General features: G+C 71.1%; 14 protein-coding genes. 4 read left to right on the forward strand and 10 right to left on the reverse strand.

Annotated elements, in window-relative coordinates; genetic code table 11:
- The first annotated feature begins 87 nt into the window (after window positions 1-87).
- Complete coding sequence (locus BGO45_RS04620; RefSeq protein WP_292691315.1) at window positions 88-1191, forward strand: ABC transporter ATP-binding protein; 1104 nt, start codon at window positions 88-90, stop codon at window positions 1189-1191.
- Window positions 1192-1262: 71 nt separating this feature from the next.
- On the forward strand, window positions 1263-2585 hold the full coding sequence (locus tag BGO45_RS04625) for a DUF4032 domain-containing protein (protein ID WP_076494119.1): 1323 nt from the start codon (window positions 1263-1265) through the stop codon (window positions 2583-2585).
- A gap of 53 nt (window positions 2586-2638) precedes the next feature.
- Here the strand turns inward: BGO45_RS04625 and BGO45_RS04630 are convergent, their stop codons facing one another.
- The 3 genes from BGO45_RS04630 to BGO45_RS04640 all read right to left on the reverse strand — a co-directional run bounded on the left by BGO45_RS04630 (window position 2639) and on the right by BGO45_RS04640 (window position 6871).
- Window positions 2639-3280 (reverse strand): NAD(P)-dependent oxidoreductase, encoded by a 642-nt coding sequence (locus BGO45_RS04630; protein ID WP_292691316.1) that lies wholly within the window; start codon window positions 3278-3280, stop codon window positions 2639-2641.
- A gap of 103 nt (window positions 3281-3383) precedes the next feature.
- Window positions 3384-4682, reverse strand: coding sequence for a dihydrolipoamide acetyltransferase family protein (locus BGO45_RS04635; RefSeq protein ID WP_292691318.1), 1299 nt, complete (start codon window positions 4680-4682; stop codon window positions 3384-3386).
- Entirely contained in the window at window positions 4682-6871 is a 2190-nt protein-coding gene (locus tag BGO45_RS04640; protein WP_292691320.1) for a thiamine pyrophosphate-dependent enzyme, read from the reverse strand. Before BGO45_RS04640 ends, BGO45_RS04635 begins: the two co-directional genes overlap by 1 nt.
- Window positions 6872-7020: 149 nt before the next feature.
- Between BGO45_RS04640 and BGO45_RS04645 the strand changes: the two genes are divergently transcribed.
- Together BGO45_RS04645 and BGO45_RS04650 are read left to right on the forward strand one after the other, a co-directional pair.
- The gene (locus BGO45_RS04645; RefSeq protein WP_292691321.1) at window positions 7021-7545 is read left to right on the forward strand and encodes a VOC family protein; all 525 of its coding nucleotides are present in this window, start codon (window positions 7021-7023) and stop codon (window positions 7543-7545) included.
- Window positions 7542-8225 carry a GntR family transcriptional regulator gene (locus BGO45_RS04650; protein WP_292691323.1) on the forward strand — a complete coding sequence of 228 codons (684 nt, stop codon included), beginning with the start codon at window positions 7542-7544 and terminating at the stop codon, window positions 8223-8225. The genes BGO45_RS04645 and BGO45_RS04650 overlap by 4 nt, the downstream gene beginning before the upstream one ends.
- Window positions 8226-8233: 8 nt before the next feature.
- Here BGO45_RS04650 and BGO45_RS04655 read toward each other — a convergent pair whose 3' ends face one another.
- The 7 genes from BGO45_RS04655 to BGO45_RS04685 all read right to left on the reverse strand — a co-directional run bounded on the left by BGO45_RS04655 (window position 8234) and on the right by BGO45_RS04685 (window position 17474).
- On the reverse strand, window positions 8234-8938 hold the full coding sequence (locus tag BGO45_RS04655) for an SDR family oxidoreductase (protein ID WP_292691325.1): 705 nt from the start codon (window positions 8936-8938) through the stop codon (window positions 8234-8236).
- A complete protein-coding gene (locus BGO45_RS04660; protein WP_292691327.1) occupies window positions 8935-9840 on the reverse strand; it encodes an NAD(P)-dependent oxidoreductase in 906 nt (301 codons plus the stop codon). Before BGO45_RS04660 ends, BGO45_RS04655 begins: the two co-directional genes overlap by 4 nt.
- Window positions 9840-11222: a Xaa-Pro peptidase family protein gene (locus BGO45_RS04665; protein WP_076494132.1), complete on the reverse strand. Its 1383-nt coding sequence runs from the start codon at window positions 11220-11222 to the stop codon at window positions 9840-9842. The genes BGO45_RS04660 and BGO45_RS04665 overlap by 1 nt, the downstream gene beginning before the upstream one ends.
- Before the next feature lie 54 nt (window positions 11223-11276).
- Entirely contained in the window at window positions 11277-13787 is a 2511-nt protein-coding gene (locus tag BGO45_RS04670) for an ATP-binding cassette domain-containing protein (protein WP_292691330.1), read from the reverse strand.
- Entirely contained in the window at window positions 13787-14968 is a 1182-nt protein-coding gene (locus BGO45_RS04675; RefSeq protein WP_292691331.1) for a substrate-binding domain-containing protein, read from the reverse strand. The genes BGO45_RS04670 and BGO45_RS04675 overlap by 1 nt, the downstream gene beginning before the upstream one ends.
- Before the next feature lie 104 nt (window positions 14969-15072).
- Complete coding sequence (locus BGO45_RS04680) at window positions 15073-16098, reverse strand: ABC transporter permease (protein WP_292691333.1); 1026 nt, start codon at window positions 16096-16098, stop codon at window positions 15073-15075.
- The gene (locus BGO45_RS04685) at window positions 16095-17474 is read right to left on the reverse strand and encodes an amidohydrolase family protein (protein ID WP_292691334.1); all 1380 of its coding nucleotides are present in this window, start codon (window positions 17472-17474) and stop codon (window positions 16095-16097) included. The genes BGO45_RS04680 and BGO45_RS04685 overlap by 4 nt, the downstream gene beginning before the upstream one ends.
- Between the last annotated feature and the right edge of the window lie 91 nt (window positions 17475-17565).

A 17565-nucleotide genomic window follows, 5' to 3' on the forward strand; every position in this document is an offset into this window, starting at 1 on the left:
CCACTGTCGCGCGCACGGGGTCGCCCCCGTTCATTCCATTCACTACGGATCGTCCGGCACGTACCTGCCGGTGAAGGAGAAGAAGAAATGGCGTCCGTCACCTTTGACAACGCAACCCGCCTGTACCCCGGCGGTACCCGCCCCGCGGTCGACAAGCTCAACCTCGAAGTCGCCGACGGCGAGTTCCTGGTTCTGGTCGGCCCCTCCGGCTGCGGTAAGTCCACGTCGCTCCGCATGCTCGCGGGCCTCGAAGAGGTCAACTCCGGCCGCATCCTGATCGGTGACCGCGATGTCACCGACGTGCCGCCCAAGGACCGCGACATCGCGATGGTGTTCCAGAACTACGCGCTGTACCCCCACATGACCGTCGCCGAGAACATGGGCTTCGCCCTGAAGATCGCCGGTGTCGGCAAGGAGGAGCGCGCGGCTCGCGTGCTCGAGGCGGCCAAGCTCCTCGACCTCGAGGAGTACCTGACCCGTAAGCCCAAGGCCCTCTCCGGTGGTCAGCGTCAGCGCGTCGCCATGGGCCGCGCGATCGTGCGTCAGCCCCAGGTGTTCCTCATGGACGAGCCGCTGTCGAACCTCGACGCCAAGCTCCGCGTCCAGACCCGCACCCAGATCGCGTCGCTGCAGCGGCGCCTCGGTGTCACCACGGTCTACGTCACCCACGACCAGACCGAGGCCCTCACCATGGGCGACCGCATCGCGGTGCTCAAGGACGGTCTGCTCCAGCAGGTCGGCACCCCGCGCGACCTGTACGAGAAGCCGAAGAACGTCTTCGTCGCCGGCTTCATCGGCTCGCCCGCGATGAACCTCTTCACGGTCGACCTGGCCGAGGGCGGCGTCCGCTTCGGCGACCTCGTCGTCCCCGTCGAGGCCGACGTCATCGGCAAGGCGCACGGCAGCGAGGTCACCATCGGTGTCCGCCCCGAGGACATCCAGGTCGCCCCGGCCGACGGTCGCGGCCTGTCGGTCGTCGTCGACCTCGTCGAGGAGCTCGGCGCCGACGGCTACCTCTACGGCCACACCGACATCAACGGCAAGCGCACCGACATCGTCGCGCGCGTCGACGGCCGCCGTCACCCCAACGCGGGCGAGACGGTCGTGCTGGCGCCGGTCCCCGGTCACGTGCACGTCTTCGACCTCGAGTCGGGCGAGCGTCTGACCGACAAGGCCATCGCCTCCGCCTGATCTCACGCACCGTCGCGGCGCGGGGAGTCTTCCACGACTCCCCGCGCCGCACCCTTTTCCCCGGAGGAACCGTGGCCGAATCCCTCAGCATCACCGCCAGCGCGGTCGACCCCGGACTGTTGCAGCTGCCCTGGTCGACCGGCCTCGCCGACTGGCCGAGCTCGCACATCGTGGCCCTCCCCAAGGGCATCTCGCGGCACCTCGTCCGGTTCGCGAACCTCTCCGGTCGCGTCGTCGCGATCAAGGAGACGACCGAGGAGATGGCTCGGCGCGAGTACGACATGCTCGGCAACCTCGACCGTCTCGCGGCGCCGTGCGTCGACCGGGTCGCCGTGATCGCGGGGCGCACCGACGCCTCGGGCCGCCCGCTCCCGGCGGCGCTGGTCACCGCGCACCTGAAGTTCTCGCTCCCGTACCGCGCGCTGTTCACCCAGGTCCTGCGTCCGCACACGGCCACGCGCCTGGTCGACGCCCTGGCCGTCCTGCTCGTGCGCCTGCACAACGTGGGGTTCTACTGGGGCGACGTGTCGCTGTCGAACACGCTGTTCCGCCGCGACGCGGGCGAGTTCGCCGCGTACCTCGTCGACGCCGAGACGGGCGAACTGCACGGCAACCGTCTCACTCCGGGCCAGCGCGCACACGACCTCGACATCGCCCGCACCAACATCGCCGGCGAGATCATGGACCTCGAGGCCGGTGGTCGGCTCGAAGGCGGTGTGGATGCCATCGCCGTCGCCGACGGCCTGGTGTCGTCGTACCACTCGCTGTGGGGCGCCCTCACCGACAAGGAGACGTTCGCCGTCGACGAGTCCTGGCGCATCACCGAACGCGTGCACCGGCTGAACGCCCTCGGTTTCGACATCGGCGAGATGTCCATCAAGACCGCCAGCGACGGCACGCAGGTCTCGATCCAGCCGAAGGTCGTGGATGCCGGGCACCACCAACGGCGTCTGCTGCGGCTGACCGGACTCGACGTCGAAGAGAACCAGGCTCGGCGCCTGCTCAACGACCTGGACGAGTTCCGCGCGCGCGTGTCGCGCCTCGGCGCCGACGAGGAGATGGTCGCGCACGAGTGGCTGACCCGGGTCTTCGAGCCGATCGTCATGGCGATCCCCTTCGACCTGCGCGCCAAGCTCGAACCCGCCGAGGTCTTCCACCAGGTGCTCGAGCACCGCTGGTACATGTCGCAGGCGCGGGGCCGGTCCGTTCCGCTGGCCGAGGTCGTGACCTCCTACATCGACGACGTCCTGCGCCACCGCCGCGACGAGGCGACCGTGATGGGTCCGCCCACCGACACGATGTCGCTCGCGACGATCGCGGATGCCACCGCTCCCGCCACGGGCGAGGTGCCGACGACCGACACCGACGTCATCGATTGGCGCGACCTGGTCTGACGACAGGACGACGGCGCCGCCCCGAGGGGACGGCGCCGTCGTCGTTCGCCGCGTCAGTACCCGACGGCGAAGTTGTCGCGCGAGTGCTTCGGGTTCTCGATCTCGTCGAGCACGGCGACGGCGAAGTCGGCGCCGGAGATGAAGGAGTCGCCCTTCTCGTCGACGACGAGGACGTGTCCGCCGTCGCGGTAGGTTCCGGTGCGCTCGCCCGGTGCCCATACGCCGAATCCGCCGGCCGGGTGGATGTAGAACCAGTCCCGATCGGACGCGCCCGCTCGAAGGTCTTCCAGGATGCCGATGGCCTCGGACGCCTCGGGCTTGTACTCGTCGGTGAAGCCCTCGGTGTCGATGAGGCGGGGGCCGCCCTCGGCGACGAGCGAGCCGCCCGCTCCCCCGACGACGCCCAGACGGACGGACTCGGGAAGGACCGAGGCGAGCTGCGCGATCGCGGGGCGGAGCTTGCCGAGCATGTCGCCGCGCGGCGCCACGGCCGAGACGACGACGTCGACACCCTCGAGCTCGGCGGTCAGGCCGGGCACGTCGAGAACGGTGCCTTCGATGTACGTGGCACCCTCGAGGCGCTCGGCGGGTACCGACCGGGCGACCGAGACGACGGTGTGGCCGCGCCGCACGGCTTCGGCGACGATGTGGCTCCCGGCGTAGCCGGTTCCTCCGATGACTGCGATACGGGACACGGATCTTCCTCTCCTCCGGTCCGCGGACTGCCGCGGACGTCTTCTCCCAGCGTGCCGCCTCGGGGCGCCGACGCGAAACGCCGACGCCCCGAACCGACACGATTCACAGCAGGATCTGCAGAGGATTCTCGATCCGGGCGACGAAGGCTGCCAGCCACTGGGCCGCCAGCGCGCCGTCGAGCACGCGGTGATCGGCGGACAGTGTCACCGACATGACCGTCGCGGCCGCCAGTGATCCGTCGTCCTCGACCACGGGCCGCCGCGTCGCGGCTCCGACTGCGAGGATGCCGGCGTGCGGCGGGTTGATGATGGCCGAGAACGACGTCGTCCCGTACATGCCGAGGTTCGACACCGAGAAAGAGCCGCGCTCGAGCTCGTTCTGCTTCAGCCGCCCCTCGCGCGCCCGTGCCGCAAGGTCGCGGACCGTGGCGGCGAGCTCGCCGATCGAGAGGCGGTCGGCCCCCCGCACCACCGGCGTCAACAGCCCGCCGGGCACCGAGACCGCCACGGCGATGTCGGCGGCGGAGAACCGGCGCGTGGCATCCGGGGTCCAGATCGCGTTCGCATCGGGAACGTCGCGCAGCGCGCCCGCGACCGCCTTGACGACGAGGTCGTTCACCGAGATGCGCTGCTCTCGTCCCTCGTTGATCTGCGCCCGGAGGGCGAGCAGCGCATCGACGCGGCAGTCGGCCTGCAGGTAGAAATGCGGAACGGTCGCCTTCGACTCGGTGAGACGCCGCGCGATCGCTCGCCGCATGCCGGTGTGCGGCACGTCCTCGTACCCGGCATCGACGGATGCCGGAACGACGGGCGGTTCGACGGCTTCAGGGGCGGGCTCCGGCTGCCGCTCGACCGGCGCCGGGGTCCAGGCATCCAGGTCTCGGCGGACGATGCGTCCGCGCGGGCCCGACCCGGGGACCTCGGCGAGGTCGATGCCGCGCTCCGCGGCCAGGCGGCGCACGAGCGGGGACGCGAAGAGGCGACGCTCCTCGCCGGGCGGGTCCGCGGGAGCGGGAGCGGGCGGCTCCACGGGCGCGGACGCGGGGGCCGCCGGGGCCTCCGCCGCCTCCTCGGGTGCGGCGGCGACCTCGGTGTCGGACGGCGTCGTGGTCGCGGGAGCGGGCGCTCCCCCGGCGGCGGCGAGCGCGGCATCCACGCTCTCTCCGTCCTCGGCCAGAACGGCGATCGGGACGCCCACGGCCGCGGCGTCACCGGCGGGCAAGAGGATCCCCGCGAGGATGCCGGCGCGTTCGGCCTCGTACTCGACCACCGCCTTCTCGGTCTCGATCTCGACGATCGCCTGGCCGGCGCGCACGGGGCTGCCGACCTCGACGAGCCAGCTCTGGATGGCCGCTTCGGCGGCGCCCGTGGCGATCTCGGGCATGCGGACGACGACGGCCATCAGCGGATCCCTCCTGCCGCGCGGACGCGCTCGAGGCCGGCGACGACCTCTTCCGTGCGGGCGATCGCGGCGCGCTCCAGCACCTTGGAGATGCTCGGGCTCGCCTCCCCACCGGTGACGCGTTCGACCGGCTGGTCGAGCCAGTCGAAGAAGCGCCGCTGGATCTCATCGGCGAGCCAGGCCCCGTAGGACGGTCCGCGGGCGCCCTGCTCCACGATGAGGACCGCGTTGGTCTTCCGGATGCTCTCGCCGACGGTGTCCCAGTCGAGCGAGGCGCGGTCGAGCCACCGGAGGTCGATGACCTCGGCATCCGTCCCGGTCTGCTCGACCGCTTCGAGGGTGTGGCCGACCATGGAGAGGTACGTGAGCACCGTCACGTCGTTCCCCGCGCGGCGCACCGCGGCGGACCCGGGCGGGATGACGTAGTCGAGGTCGGTGTCGGGCACGCGGTCGGACGTGCCGTAGAGGTCGACGTGCTCGATGACGAGCACCGGGTCCTCGAGCGCCAGTGCCGCGTTCATGAGTCCCACGTAGTCCGCGGCGGTGGAGGCGGCCACGATCCGCCACCCGGCCTGGGTCGCGAAGATCCCGGCGGGGTCCATGAGGTGCTGCGAGCCGTAGCCCGAGCCCATCGCGATCTTCGTGCGGAGCACGAGCGGCACCGTGTTGTTGTCGCCGAACATGTGGCGGGCCTTGCCGACCTGGTTGAACACCTGGTCCGCGGCGACCCACATGAAATCGGGATACATGAACTCCACGACCGGACGGAAGCGCCCGTCCATCGCGATGCCGCCCGCGGCGCCGAAGAAGCCGTTCTCGCTGATCGGGGTGCCGATGACCCGGTCGGGGCCGTACTTCTCGGCGAGCCCCTTCGTCGCGCCGTTCGTGCCGCCGCCGAGACGGTGCACGTCCTCGCCCAGCACGATGATGCGCGGGTCGGTCTCCATCCGGCGGTCCATGGTCTGGGCGACGGCGTCGACGAACTTCACATCGCGCCAGGGGCCGGTCCACTCCGCGGGCTCGGCCGACGCGAGGGCGGCGAGCTCGGAGGCATCCCCCCGGATGCCGGTGTCCACGACCGCGGGGTCGGGCCAGAGCTCCGGACGGATGCGGCGTCGGCCGGGACGCTCGGGATCGGCCTCGACCACCGCCGCGACCGACTGCGCGACCGCAGTGACCGCCTGCTCGCGGACGGCCTCGGCCTCGGAATCGTCGAGGAGGCCGAGGCGGCGCATCTCGGTCGCCATGCGCTCCAGTGGATCGCGGGCGCGCCACTGCCCTTCTTCGTCCTTGGTCCGGTAGCCGAACGCGCTTCCGGGGTAGGGACCGTTCTGGTGGAAGAACCGGTAGACCTCGGCCTCGACGATCGCGGGACCCTCCCCCGCGCGCATGCGATCGAGCGCTTCGCCCATCGCGAGGTGCACGGCGAGCGGGTCCATGCCGTCGACGCGCCACGCGGGGATCGAGAAGCCCTGGCCGCGGACCGAGAAGCGAGTGTCGGCGCTGGCCTCGTCGGCGCGGGTCGAGACGGCGTAGAGGTTGTTCTCGATGAAGAACGCCACGGGCAGCTTCCACGTGGACGCGAGGTTCATGGACTCCAGGACCGAGCCGATCTGGCTCGATCCGTCGCCGAAGTAGTTGATCGACACGTCGGTCGTGCCGGCGTGCTTCTGCGCCCAGGCGTGGCCGGTCGCGAGCGGCGCACCGCCGCCGACGATCGCGTTCGTCCCCAGCGCGCCGGCCTCCAGCCACTGCAGGTGCATCGAGCCGCCGCGGCCGCCCGAGAAACCGGACGCGAGGCCGAGGATCTCGGCGAGCGTGCGATCGAGCAGCGTCTGGACGTCGGGCGTCACGAGGGCCGTGGGATCGAGAGCACCGCCGGAGACGAAGGCGAGCGTCTTGGCGAGGAACTGGTGGTGTCCGCGGTGCGATCCGTTCACGGCATCCGCGGGTCGAAGGGACACGATCGAGCCGACCGCGCCGCCCTCCTGGCCGATGCTGGAGTGCGCGGGACCGTGCACCAAGCCGGCACCGGCGAGGTCGAGCACCGCCTCCTCGAAGGCCCGGATGAGATGCAGCTGACCGAGCATCGTCCCGAGCAGTTCGGGGTCGGCCGCCTTCCAGTCGGCGGCTGTCGTCTCCAACTGCACCCACTCGACTCCGGTGTTCAGCCGTTTCCGCTTGGCCATGTCGCTCCTCACGCGTCGTTGCGTCCACCTATACAGGTCGTTCGCTCACACTGTACGATTGGATTGTCTCCAATACAAGGCGTTCATGCCGCGAGATACTGTCGAGAGGCGCCTTCTGCGGCGTCAATGGATCCAATGGAGGATGCGACATGGGACTTCCGGGACTGCGCGGCAGCGACCACATCGGCTTCACCGTTCCTGATCTCGACGAGGCCGAGACGTTCCTCGTCGATGTCCTCGGCGCCGTGCCGGTGTACACGCTCCCCGGTCGCAGTGGCGAGGGCGACTGGATGACACGGCAGCTCGGTGTGCACCCGCGGACCGCGATCCGCGAGATCCGCTTCTACCGCCTCGGCAACGGCACGAACCTCGAGGTCTTCGCGTACGACGCCGCCGACGGGCAGGCTCCTCCCCCGCGCAACAGCGATATCGGCGGACACCACCTCGCGCTCTATGTCGACGACCTGGATGCCGCGGTCGCCCACCTCCGCGCGCACGGCGTCGACGTCATGGGCGAACCGGTGGTGAGCGGCGCGGCTTCCACCGGTCAACGCTGGATCTACTTCCGCGCCCCGTGGGGCATGCAGTTCGAGCTGGTCAGCTTCCCCGACGGCAAGGCCTACGAACGCGACGCCGAGACGGTGCTGTGGCACCCCGCGAGGCCCGCCGAATGACCGACCTGCTGCCCGCGACCCGCGACCACGGCCGCGCCGGCACCGGGATCGCCGACACACTGCGCGACGAGATCCTCCGCGGCATCCATCCGCCCGGGACACGCATCCGGCAGGAGGATCTCGCGGCGCGGCACACCACGAGCCGTATCCCCGTGCGCGAGGCGCTCCGCATCCTCGAAGCCGAGGGACTCGTGACGCTCGTCGCCAACTCGGGCGCGTGGGTGTCGCGCCTGACCCTCGCCGAGTGCGAGGAGCTGTACCTCGTGCGCGAGCGCATCGAGCCGGTGCTCCTCGGGATGAGCGCGCCGCTGCTCTCCCCCGACGACCTGGACGCCCTCGACGACCTCGCCGCACGCATGGAGAACGCGGATGCCGAGGACTTCCTGCGCCACGACCGGGAGTTCCACTTCGCCACCTATGCGCCCGCGCGCACCGTGATGCTCGGCGACACGGTCGTGGGTTTGTGGAACCGAACGCATCACTACCGCCGGGCCTTCGTCGCCGCGGCCCACGCCCGCCACGACGGCACCGCGCACCTCGATCACCGGCTCCTCGTCGCGGCGCTCCGCCGCGGCGACGCCGAGGAGGCCGCCCACGTGCTCGAGCGGCACATCCGGCGCACGCGCATCGAGCTGGAGCGGCATCCCGAGATCTTCGGGGATGGCGCCGCCGTGGGGTGAGCGCCCGGTCAGGTGATGCGCCAGCCCCGGTCGACGTAGAGGTTGGTCGCCGAGACGCCCTCGTTGTGGAGCAGGAACCGCGTGGCATCCACCACGTCGTTCATCGTCGCCAGCTCGCCGCCGGGGGTGCGCGACGAGTAGCCCTCGAGGACGCCCGCGGGCTTCCCGGCCCAGAACGGGCTGTCGCCGATGATGCCCGGATGCAGCGCGTTCACGCGCAGCGGCGCGAGTTCGAGGGCGAGCGCGGTGGTCAGCCCCTCGACTCCGCCGTTGATCGTCGAGACCGTGACCGATCCGGGGTACGGCGCGTCCTTCGCGCGGCCGCCGAACAGCACGATGCCGGTCGAGCGCTGGGGCACGAGCCGATCGAGCAGCGTGTGCACGGTCTCGGTGTACCCCACGAGTTTGAGGGTCACGAGGCGCCGGGCGCGGGCGATGTCGTAGTCGCGCACCGTGTTGGCGTCGCGTTCGATCGCGGCGAGGACGAGGCCGTCGAGTTCGCCCACGTCGGCGAGCGCGGGCGCGATGTCGTCCGGCTCGGAGATGTCGACCGCGATGCCCCGCACGTTCGGCCCGATCTCCCGGGCGATCGCCTCCGCGGCGACAGCATCACGACCCGTGAGCGTGACCTCGTGACCGTCGGCGGCGAGCGACGCGACGATCTCCCGCCCGATACCGGACGTGCCCCCGACCACCAGATACCTGCGGCTCATGCCGCACCTCCCTCTCGTTCGTTCTCGGAGCCCGGGAGGAGTCCCCGCCGGGTGACTTCGGCCGCCGCACCCCAGTCGAGGCGGGCGAGAGCCGGCTCGGCCAGCGCCCGCTCGAACACGGCGGTGAGAGCCGCGAGCGTCGGCAGATGCGTGCCCGTCTCGCCCGCGATCTCGGCGCTCAGCCGCAGATCCTTGTAGCCGAGGGCCACGTCGAACCCGGGCGGGTCGTACGCCTGCCGCGCGATCATCCCGCCGTAGCCGCTGTACACGACCCCGGCGAACAGCGTCGACGTGAGGATCTCGACGAACAGGCCGGGATCGACGCCGCGCGCTTCGACGAGGGCGACGGACTCGCCGATCGCCTGGATCGCGTGGATGATGTCGTAGTTCACCGCGATCTTCACGGCGTTCGCGGTCGACGGCTCCTCACCGAGCGGCCACAGGCGCGCGGCGAACAGCTGCAGGAACGGCTCGACCTCGGTGACGTCGTCGGGCGCGCCCGCGACGAGGACGTTGAGCTTGCCCTCCGCCGCAACCGTGGGCCGCCCGAGCACGGGAGCGGCGACGTAGCGCGCCCCCGCCGCCGCGAACCGGCGCTGCAGCTCCCCCGCCCCCGCGGGGCTGATCGACGCCATGTTCACGTGCACCCCGCCCGACGCGGATGCCACGGACGCGGCATCCAGGACCGAGAGCGCCGCGGTGTCGTCGGCGAGCATCGAGAACGACACCGGGTGCGCGAGCGCCTCCGCGGGCGTCGCACACGCCACGGCCCCGGCGGCGACGAGCTCGTCCGCCGCGCCGGGCGAACGGTTCCAGACATGGACACGGTGCCCGGCGTCGACGAGGCGGCGAGCCAGCGCCGCCCCCATCGAGCCGAGGCCGAGGAAACCGACCGACGCCATCACGCCTCCCCGCGGCCCCACGTCGTGTTCAGGTGCGACTGCGAGTCGCGCTGGTTGTTCAGCGGGCCGCCGACCGCGATGTAGCGGGGCCCCGCGATGAGCAGCTCCTCGGCGGGGAACTTCGTGATGACCTCGCACCCGGTCGCGGTGACGACGACCTCCTCCTCGATGCGCGCCGCGCCCCAGCCGTCCGCGGAGGGCCAGTACGTCTCGAGGGCGAACACCATGCCCTCCTTGAGCTCCTCCGGGTGGTCGAACGAGACCAGCCGCGAGAAGATCGGCTTCTCCCAGATCGACAGGCCGACCCCGTGGCCGTACTGCAGGGCGAACGCCGCCTCCTCGTCCGCGAAGCCGAACTCCTGCGCCGTCGGCCACACCGACACGATGTCGGCGGTCGTCGCGCCGGGGCGGACGAGGGCGATCGCCCGGTCCATGTACTCGCGCGCCCGGGTATAGGCATCCTTCTGCTTCGTGCTCGCCGAACCCACCGCGAACGTACGGTAGTAGCAGGTGCGGTAGCCGTTCCAGCTGTGCAGGATGTCGAAGAACGCCGGGTCGCCCGGGCGGATCAGACGGTCCGAGAACACGTGCGGGTGCGGAGAGCAGCGCTCGCCCGAGATCGCGTTGACGCCCTCGACGTACTCCGACCCGAGGTCGTACAGCGTCTTGGCGACCAGGCCCACGGCCTCGTTCTCGCGGACACCGGGACGCAGGAACCGGTACAGCTCCTCGTACGCCGCGTCGACCATCGAGGCCGCCTGCGTGAGCAGGCGGATCTCGTCCCCGGTCTTGATGCGCCGGGCCTCCATGAACACCTGCTGCCCGTCGACGACCTGGATGCCGACCTTCTGCAGCGCGAAGAGGATCGGGAGCTCGATCACGTCGACGCCGAGCGGCTGGTCGGCGACCCCGAACTTCTCCAGCTCGCGCTTGATCTTGCGCGCGACCTCCTCGGCGATCCCGGCATCCGGCGGGAAGGCGCCGCGGAGCGTCGAGATGCCCGCCCGCGCCCCCGACTCCAGCCGCGGACGCTTGGTGCCCTCGTGCGGCGCGTGGGGATCGGCATCCATCTCGGACGACGTCACATCGAGCCACGGGTTGTAGAGCGCGTGGTGCTTCGCCGCGGAGCCGAAGTCCCACGAGATCGGATCGGTGTTGCGGGTGAGGAGGCTGAAGCGGATCAGCTTGTCCATCGCCCACGTGCCGATGTGGGTGGCGGTCATGTAGCGGATGTTGGAGAAGTCGAACGCGAGCACGGCTCCGAGATCCGAGCGTTCGAGCTCCGCCTTCACGCGTGCGAGTCGGTCGTCGCGGAGGCGGTCGAAGTCGACGCGGGCCTCCCAGTCGACGCCGTTGGTGCCCGTGGTTCCGGTGTTCTTCATGACGGCCTTCCTGAGGTCAGAGGGGTTCCGATGGGGATGCGGGCGCGCGGCGGATCAGCCGCCCCGCACCCCCGGTGAGCGACCGCGGCGCACGAGCACCATGACGAGCGGGACGACGGCGGCGAACAGCACGAAGGCACCCTGGATCCAGTACTGCCACGACAGGCCGAGCGACAGGAACGCCAGAGAACTCGTCACCGTCTGCAGGAGCAGTCCCGCCGCCGCGACGGCGAGAGCCGAGCCCGAGCCGCCGAAGATGCTGGCGCCGGCGATCACGACCGCCGTGACGGAGGTGAGGGTCAGCGCCTGGGCCGCGTTGGCGTCGCCGATCCCCGATCGCGAGTACACCGCGAGTCCGGCCAGAGCCGCGAGCAGACCCGCCGCGACCGACGCGAGCAGCCGCGTCCGCGGCACCCGTACGCCCATGCGGTTGGCTTTCACGGGGTCGGAGCCCGCCGCACGCAGCGCGCGACCGCCGCGCGTGCGCTGGATGACGAACCACATGACCACCGCCACAGCGACGGCCAACGCCAGGATCAGGGGCACGCCGGCGACGGCGAGGCCGAGGGTCGTCAGGACGTCGGCGCGGGCCGAACCGCCGGGACTGGGCCGCAGCACCTGCGCGAGGCCGAGCACCGCGATCGAGCTCACGAGCGTCGCGATCACGGGCGGCAGCGAGAGGCGCGTGACGAGGAGGCCGTTCACCCACCCGACCGCTGCCCCCGCGGCGAGCGCCAGCAGCACCCCGATGAGGAAGTAGCCGATCCCCTGCTGCGCGAAGAACGACAGGATGACCGCCGACAGCGCCGTCACCGAGCCGATGCTGAGGTCGATGCCCCCGGTCATCACGACGACCAGCTGCGCGAGCCCCACGAAGATGAGGACGCTCGTCGCCGCCAGCAGCTGACTGATGCTCAGCGGGCTCAGGAAGGCCGACGACACGAACGAGGTCACCACCGAGAGAGCGACCGCCAACCCGAGGAGGACGACGGCCTGCGTCTCCCCCGCCAGGATCCCCCGGGACCGGCGGCGCGCCGCGACGGCGACCTCGACGGATGCCGTCTCGTGCGACAGCACCGCGGCTCCCGTGATGGCCCGTTCGTCGACGTCGTCGCCGATGAGGGTCGTCTGCACGCGGCCGCGGGAGAACACCACGACCCGGTCGCACAGCCCCTCGAGTTCGACGGCATCCGTGGAGAGGACGACGACGGCGACCCCCGAGGCGGCGAGCTCGCGCAGGAACGCGTAGATGTCCACGCGCGCGCCGGCGTCGACGCCCTGCGTCGGGTCCTCGACCAGCAGCACCTTCGGGTCGCCGAGACGCCCGCGGGCGAGCAGCACCTTCTGCTGGTTGCCGCCGGAGAGGGCCGAGACCGGCACCTCGAGGTGCGGCGTCTTGACCGCGAGACCCGCGACGCCCTCGCGCGTGAGCGCGTACTCGCGGCTGCGACGGACGAAGCCGCCCGGCATCGCGGCGCGCAGAGCACCCGCCACGGCGTTCTCGCGGATCGACATCTTGCCGAACATCGCCTCGCCGATGCGATCGCCGGGGAGGAACACGACACCCGCGGCCGACGCCGACCGGCGGGACCGTGTCGACACCTCCTGGCCGTTCACGAGGATGCGGCCCCCCGAGGCGCCGCCGCCGGCGATGCCGCGCAGCACCTGACGCTGGCCGTTGCCCTCGACGCCGGCGAGACCGATGATCTGGCCCGGGTACACCGAGAACGAGACGTTGTCGTATCCGGGGCCGCTGAGTTCCAGGACCTCGAGCGCGGGCGTCGCGGATGCCGCCGGCGCGGCGGGCTTGTCGGGGAACGTCGTCTCCAGCGACCGGCCGACGATGAGCTCGACGACCTGATCGGCGGTGAAGTCCGCGACCAGGCCCCGACCGACCACGCGTCCGTCGCGCAGCACCGTGAGGTCGTCGCCGATCTCCATCACCTCCGGGATCCGGTGCGTGATGTAGACGATCGCGACGCCCTTCTCGAGGAGCCCCCGGACCTGGCCGAACAACCAGGCCGTCTCCTCCGGCCCGAGGGCCTCGGTCGGCTCGTCCAGCACCAGCACACGGGGGTCGGATGCCAGGGCGGCGGCGATCTCGACGAGGTGCGCCTCGCGCAGCGACAGCGACGACACCAGGGCGTGCGGGTCGATGTTCAACGACAGGCGCCCGAAGTGCGCGGCGACCCAGGCGGCGGCGGTCCGACGCGAGGGACGCTTGCTCGCGGGGAGCAGCAGCAGGACGGCATCCACCACACTCAGCGACGGGGCCAGCGCGGGGATCTGGTACACGATGGCGAGGCCCGCCTCCCGCGCCTCGGCGGGGCGGATGCGGTCGAACTCGCGCCCGGCGAGGCCGATGGTGCCGGAATCCGGCACCACCGACCCCGCCGCGATCCCCACGAGGGTGGACTTCCCGGCGCCGTTCTCGCCCAGCACGGCGTGCACGCGACCGGCGGCGATGTCGACCGAGACCGCGTCGAGCGCGGTGACACCGGGGTAGGTCTTGGTGATGCCCGAGAGGGTGAGCGCGGATGCCACGGTCGTGGGGGTCTCGTTCATCAGCCGAAGAGCTTCGTGATCTCGGCGGAGGTCAGCAGCGTCGACGGCGTGGCGTCGGACGGCGCCGACGACAGGCAGGCCTTGTCCGGGGTCACCGAGCCGGCCGTCTTGCCGGTGGAGTCCTCGAAGAGCGACAGTTCGTACAGCGAGGGCTCGGTGTCCTTCGTCCCGAACTCCGCGGCGAGGGCCTTGCGCAGCGCGACGCGTCCGATCCAGGTGCGCGACGAGACCGTCGCCAGCTCGTAGCCGGGGTTCTTCGCCTTGAGGTCGGCGAAGCCGCAGCTGAGGGAGTTGTCGTCGGTGGAGGTGAGGATGGGCAGCTGCTGGCCCGCGGCCTCGTACGCGCGGATGACACCCGAGGCGGACGCACCGTAGTCGGCGATGATGGCGTTGATCGGCGTGCCCTGCGAGAGGACGCCGGCCATCGCCTGCTGCGCCTGCGCCGGGTCCCAGTTGGTCCAGATCGGCTCACTGTTCACGAGCGTGATCTGGGGGTTGGCGTCGAAGACCTCCTTGGCCCCGGCGAACTCCTGCGTCGAGACCAGCGCACCGGAGGGTCCGCCGAAGAACACGACGTTGCCGCCCGCGCTGCCCAGCTGGTCGACGATCCACTGCGCCTTGGACTTCCCGACGAACGCGGGGATCTGGTCGGTGTAGTCCAGGTAGTCGGTGCCGGCGGTCCCCTGCGGGTCGGAGGCGAAGTTGACCACGATGGAGCCGGCCTGGGTCGCCTGGCGGATGGCGGGCAGGTGCGCCTCGCCGGGGCCGGCGTCGGGGATGACCAGGATGATGTTCGTGCCCTTGGCGGCCAGGCTCGTGATGCCCGAGGTGGTGGCCTCCAGGTCGCCGCGACCGGCGATGAACTCGACACCGGAGATCGCGGCGCACTTGGCCGCTTCGCTCTCGATCTCGGCGAGGACGGTCTTGGACCACGTGTTGGTGCCGTAACCGTCGACCACGCCGACCGAGACCTTCTTGCCGTCCGCGGGGCAGATGTCGGAGATGCTCGCGAACTGGTCCATGGTGCCGGTGCTGCCGGCGGCGATGTCGGCGGTGAGGTTGTTCGCTCCCTCGCTTCCGCCGCCGCCGGCGCTGTTGGTCGACGAACAGCCGGCGAGCACGAGCGCGCCGAGGGCGATGACGACGAGACCGGCTCGCCGTGCGGGTGCTGTGGTGATCATGGGGGTACTCCTCTTCGAGTGGGTGATCGGGTATGCAGGGACGGATGAGGGCGCGACGGACCGCCCGTCGACCCGGGCGGGTCGCGGTGGGCGGATGAGCCGGGTCAGGCTCCCGGACGCCGTCGCATGAGGTTCCGGATTCGGGAGGTGGTGCCGCCCAGCTGGAGCTGGGCGACGATGCCGACGCCGATGATCAGCGCCTGCACGATGTTCTGCACGGCGGTGGCCTGCGTGAACGTCTGGACCAGCTGGGTCAGCTGCGCCAGGAAGAGTGCGCCGAGCGCCGGGCCGACGACGCTTCCGCGTCCGCCGGTGAGTGCGGTGCCGCCGAGCACGACCGCCGCGATCGAGGGCAGCAGGTAGTCCTCGCCCGCGGTGAGCGTGGGGGTGCGGAGGAGCCCCGCGAGCAGGACGCCGCCGACGGCGGCGAGTGCGGCCGAGAGCACGTAGGCGACGATCGTGTAGCCGCGCGTGCCGATCCCGAGGTTCGCGGCGCTGCGGGGATTCTCGCCGACGAGTTCGAAGCGACGGCCGAGGCGCGTGAGCTTCAGTACGACGTGCACCGCGAGCGTGAGGGCGAGGGCGAAGAACACCAGGACCGGGATGCCACCCCACCGGCTGAGTGCGAACTGGTTGAGCGCGTCCGGGCTCTGGGTGGCGAACCCGCCGGACAGGGCCTGGACGGTGCCGATCATCAGCGCGTTCACCGCGATGGTGACGACGAGCGGCGGGAGTCCGAAGAGCGTGATGACCAGGCCGCTGGCCAGCCCGAACGCCGCGGTGGCCACGATCGCGGCGGTGATGGCCGCGGGCAGCCCCAGCGCGTCGTCGCCGCCGAAGCGCGCGACGATCAGCGCACCGAGCGTGACCGCGCCGGGGATGGACAGGTCGAGACCGCCCTGCTGGATGACGAGGGTCTGTCCGATCGCGACGATCGCGATGAGCGCCGCGAACGGCAGCATCGACACGATGGCCGTGGGGCCGACGCTGCCGGGCGCGATGAGGGGGCTGATCAGGAACAGCGCGGCGACGGCGATGAGGGCCCGGGTGCCCGGCCACGCCAGCACCATCCGCGCCGTGGGACCGTGGTCCTTCGGCGCGAGACGGACCGGGGCGGCGAGGTCGGTCATGCCGTCACCAGCGTCGGGTGCCAGGTGCCGTCGAGGCGCGCCTCGGGCATCTCACCGAGCAGGTAGCTGCGGGATGCCTCGGCATCCGCCTTCAGTCGCGCGATGTCGACGCCGACGAGCTCGCCGTCCTTCTTCACGCGGCGGCCCTGGACGAACACGTCGCGGACGAGTCCGGGGTGGGCCGAGTAGACGAGGCTGCCGATCGGGTTGTTGAGCGGGGTCAGTGCCAGCGAGCGATCGTCGAGGACGACGATGTCGGCCGCCTTGCCCACCGCGATCGAGCCGGTCGTGTCCGCGAGGCCCGCGGCGTGCGCGCCGTCGATCGTGGCGAACTGCACCACGTCGGCGCAGGTGAGACTGATGCGCTCGAGCACCTCGCCGGTGTCGACGGACGGGGCGTTGTCGAGCGCGCGCTGCATGCCGATGGCGGTGCGCATGGTGGCGAACATGTCGCCGCCGTTCGAGCTGCACACGTCGATCGAGAACGTGGGACGGATGCCGGCGCGCAGCAGTCGGCCGGTGGCGGGGAAGCCGTGGCCCATCTGCATCTCGACGTCGGGGGCGACCGAGGCGGTGCCGCCGCTGTCGGCGATGAGCTTCAACTCGTCGTCGCCCAGCGTGCAGCAGTGCACGTAGGTGATGCGGTCGGACAGGAGTCCATCGGCGTGCATCTTGCGGATCGGGCCCGACTTCCCCCAGTATCCGTCGCCGGCGTGCATCGTCACGCGCAGGTCGAGGTCGGCGGCGAGCCGGAAGTCGGCGATGTTGACCTCGGGGGTGACGAACTGCGGGCCACGCAGGGCGAGCGCCATCGTCACGAGGCCGTCGTCGGAGGAGAAGTGCTCGTCGCGGACGCGCCGCGCGTCGGCGGGGTGGACGTTGGCCGAGGGCAGGCTCCCCCACTGCTCGGCGCCGCCGCCGTGCGCGAACACGGCCCGCATACCGGTGTCCTTGAGGGCGGCGACCGCGGCGTCCGCGTGTGCCGGGGTGCCGAGGTTGTGGGACCAGTCGACCAGCGTGGTGATGCCGGAGTCGAGCGCCTCGAGTGCGCCGAGGTAGTTGCCGGTGTAGGTGTCCTCGGGACGGAAGTGCTTGCTGAGGCCGGTGTGCAGTCCCGCGAGGTACTCGGTGAGGGACCAGTCCGACGCGAGGTTGCGGACCACGGACTGCCACGTGTGGCGGTGGGTGTCGACGAAACCGGGGTGCACGATGCGGCCGTGGACGTCGATGACCTCGGCGTCTCCGGCATCCAGGCCCGGTCCGATGGCCTCGATCGTTCCGTCGGCGCCGATCAGGATGTCGGTGTCGGTGAGGACCTCGCCGGGGCGGACGGCCGTGATGACGGTCCCTCCCCGCAGCAGCGTACGCGTGCTCATGTGGTGGTGACTCCCTCGTCGAACCGGAGCGTCATCGCGCCGGTGGTGTTCGTTGATTGGATGCTAGAAAGCAGGACTGAACGTGTCAAGT

Source organism: Microbacterium sp. 71-36 (genome assembly GCF_001898305.1).
GTDB lineage: Bacteria > Actinomycetota > Actinomycetes > Actinomycetales > Microbacteriaceae > Microbacterium.

What these genes read in the sequence shown, in the direction of transcription:
- BGO45_RS04620 (WP_292691315.1), top strand. Translation starts at nt 88, where the DNA reads ATGGCGTCCGTCACCTTTGACAACGCAACCCGCCTGTACCCCGGCGGT.
- BGO45_RS04635 (WP_292691318.1), bottom strand. Translation starts at nt 4,682, where the DNA reads ATGGCCGTCGTCGTCCGCATGCCCGAGATCGCCACGGGCGCCGCCGAA.
- BGO45_RS04640 (WP_292691320.1), bottom strand. Translation starts at nt 6,871, where the DNA reads ATGGCCAAGCGGAAACGGCTGAACACCGGAGTCGAGTGGGTGCAGTTG.
- BGO45_RS04645 (WP_292691321.1), top strand. Translation starts at nt 7,021, where the DNA reads ATGGGACTTCCGGGACTGCGCGGCAGCGACCACATCGGCTTCACCGTT.
- BGO45_RS04650 (WP_292691323.1), top strand. Translation starts at nt 7,542, where the DNA reads ATGACCGACCTGCTGCCCGCGACCCGCGACCACGGCCGCGCCGGCACC.
- BGO45_RS04655 (WP_292691325.1), bottom strand. Translation starts at nt 8,938, where the DNA reads ATGAGCCGCAGGTATCTGGTGGTCGGGGGCACGTCCGGTATCGGGCGG.
- BGO45_RS04660 (WP_292691327.1), bottom strand. Translation starts at nt 9,840, where the DNA reads ATGGCGTCGGTCGGTTTCCTCGGCCTCGGCTCGATGGGGGCGGCGCTG.
- BGO45_RS04665 (WP_076494132.1), bottom strand. Translation starts at nt 11,222, where the DNA reads ATGAAGAACACCGGAACCACGGGCACCAACGGCGTCGACTGGGAGGCC.
- BGO45_RS04670 (WP_292691330.1), bottom strand. Translation starts at nt 13,787, where the DNA reads ATGAACGAGACCCCCACGACCGTGGCATCCGCGCTCACCCTCTCGGGC.
- BGO45_RS04675 (WP_292691331.1), bottom strand. Translation starts at nt 14,968, where the DNA reads ATGATCACCACAGCACCCGCACGGCGAGCCGGTCTCGTCGTCATCGCC.
- BGO45_RS04680 (WP_292691333.1), bottom strand. Translation starts at nt 16,098, where the DNA reads ATGACCGACCTCGCCGCCCCGGTCCGTCTCGCGCCGAAGGACCACGGT.
- BGO45_RS04685 (WP_292691334.1), bottom strand. Translation starts at nt 17,474, where the DNA reads ATGAGCACGCGTACGCTGCTGCGGGGAGGGACCGTCATCACGGCCGTC.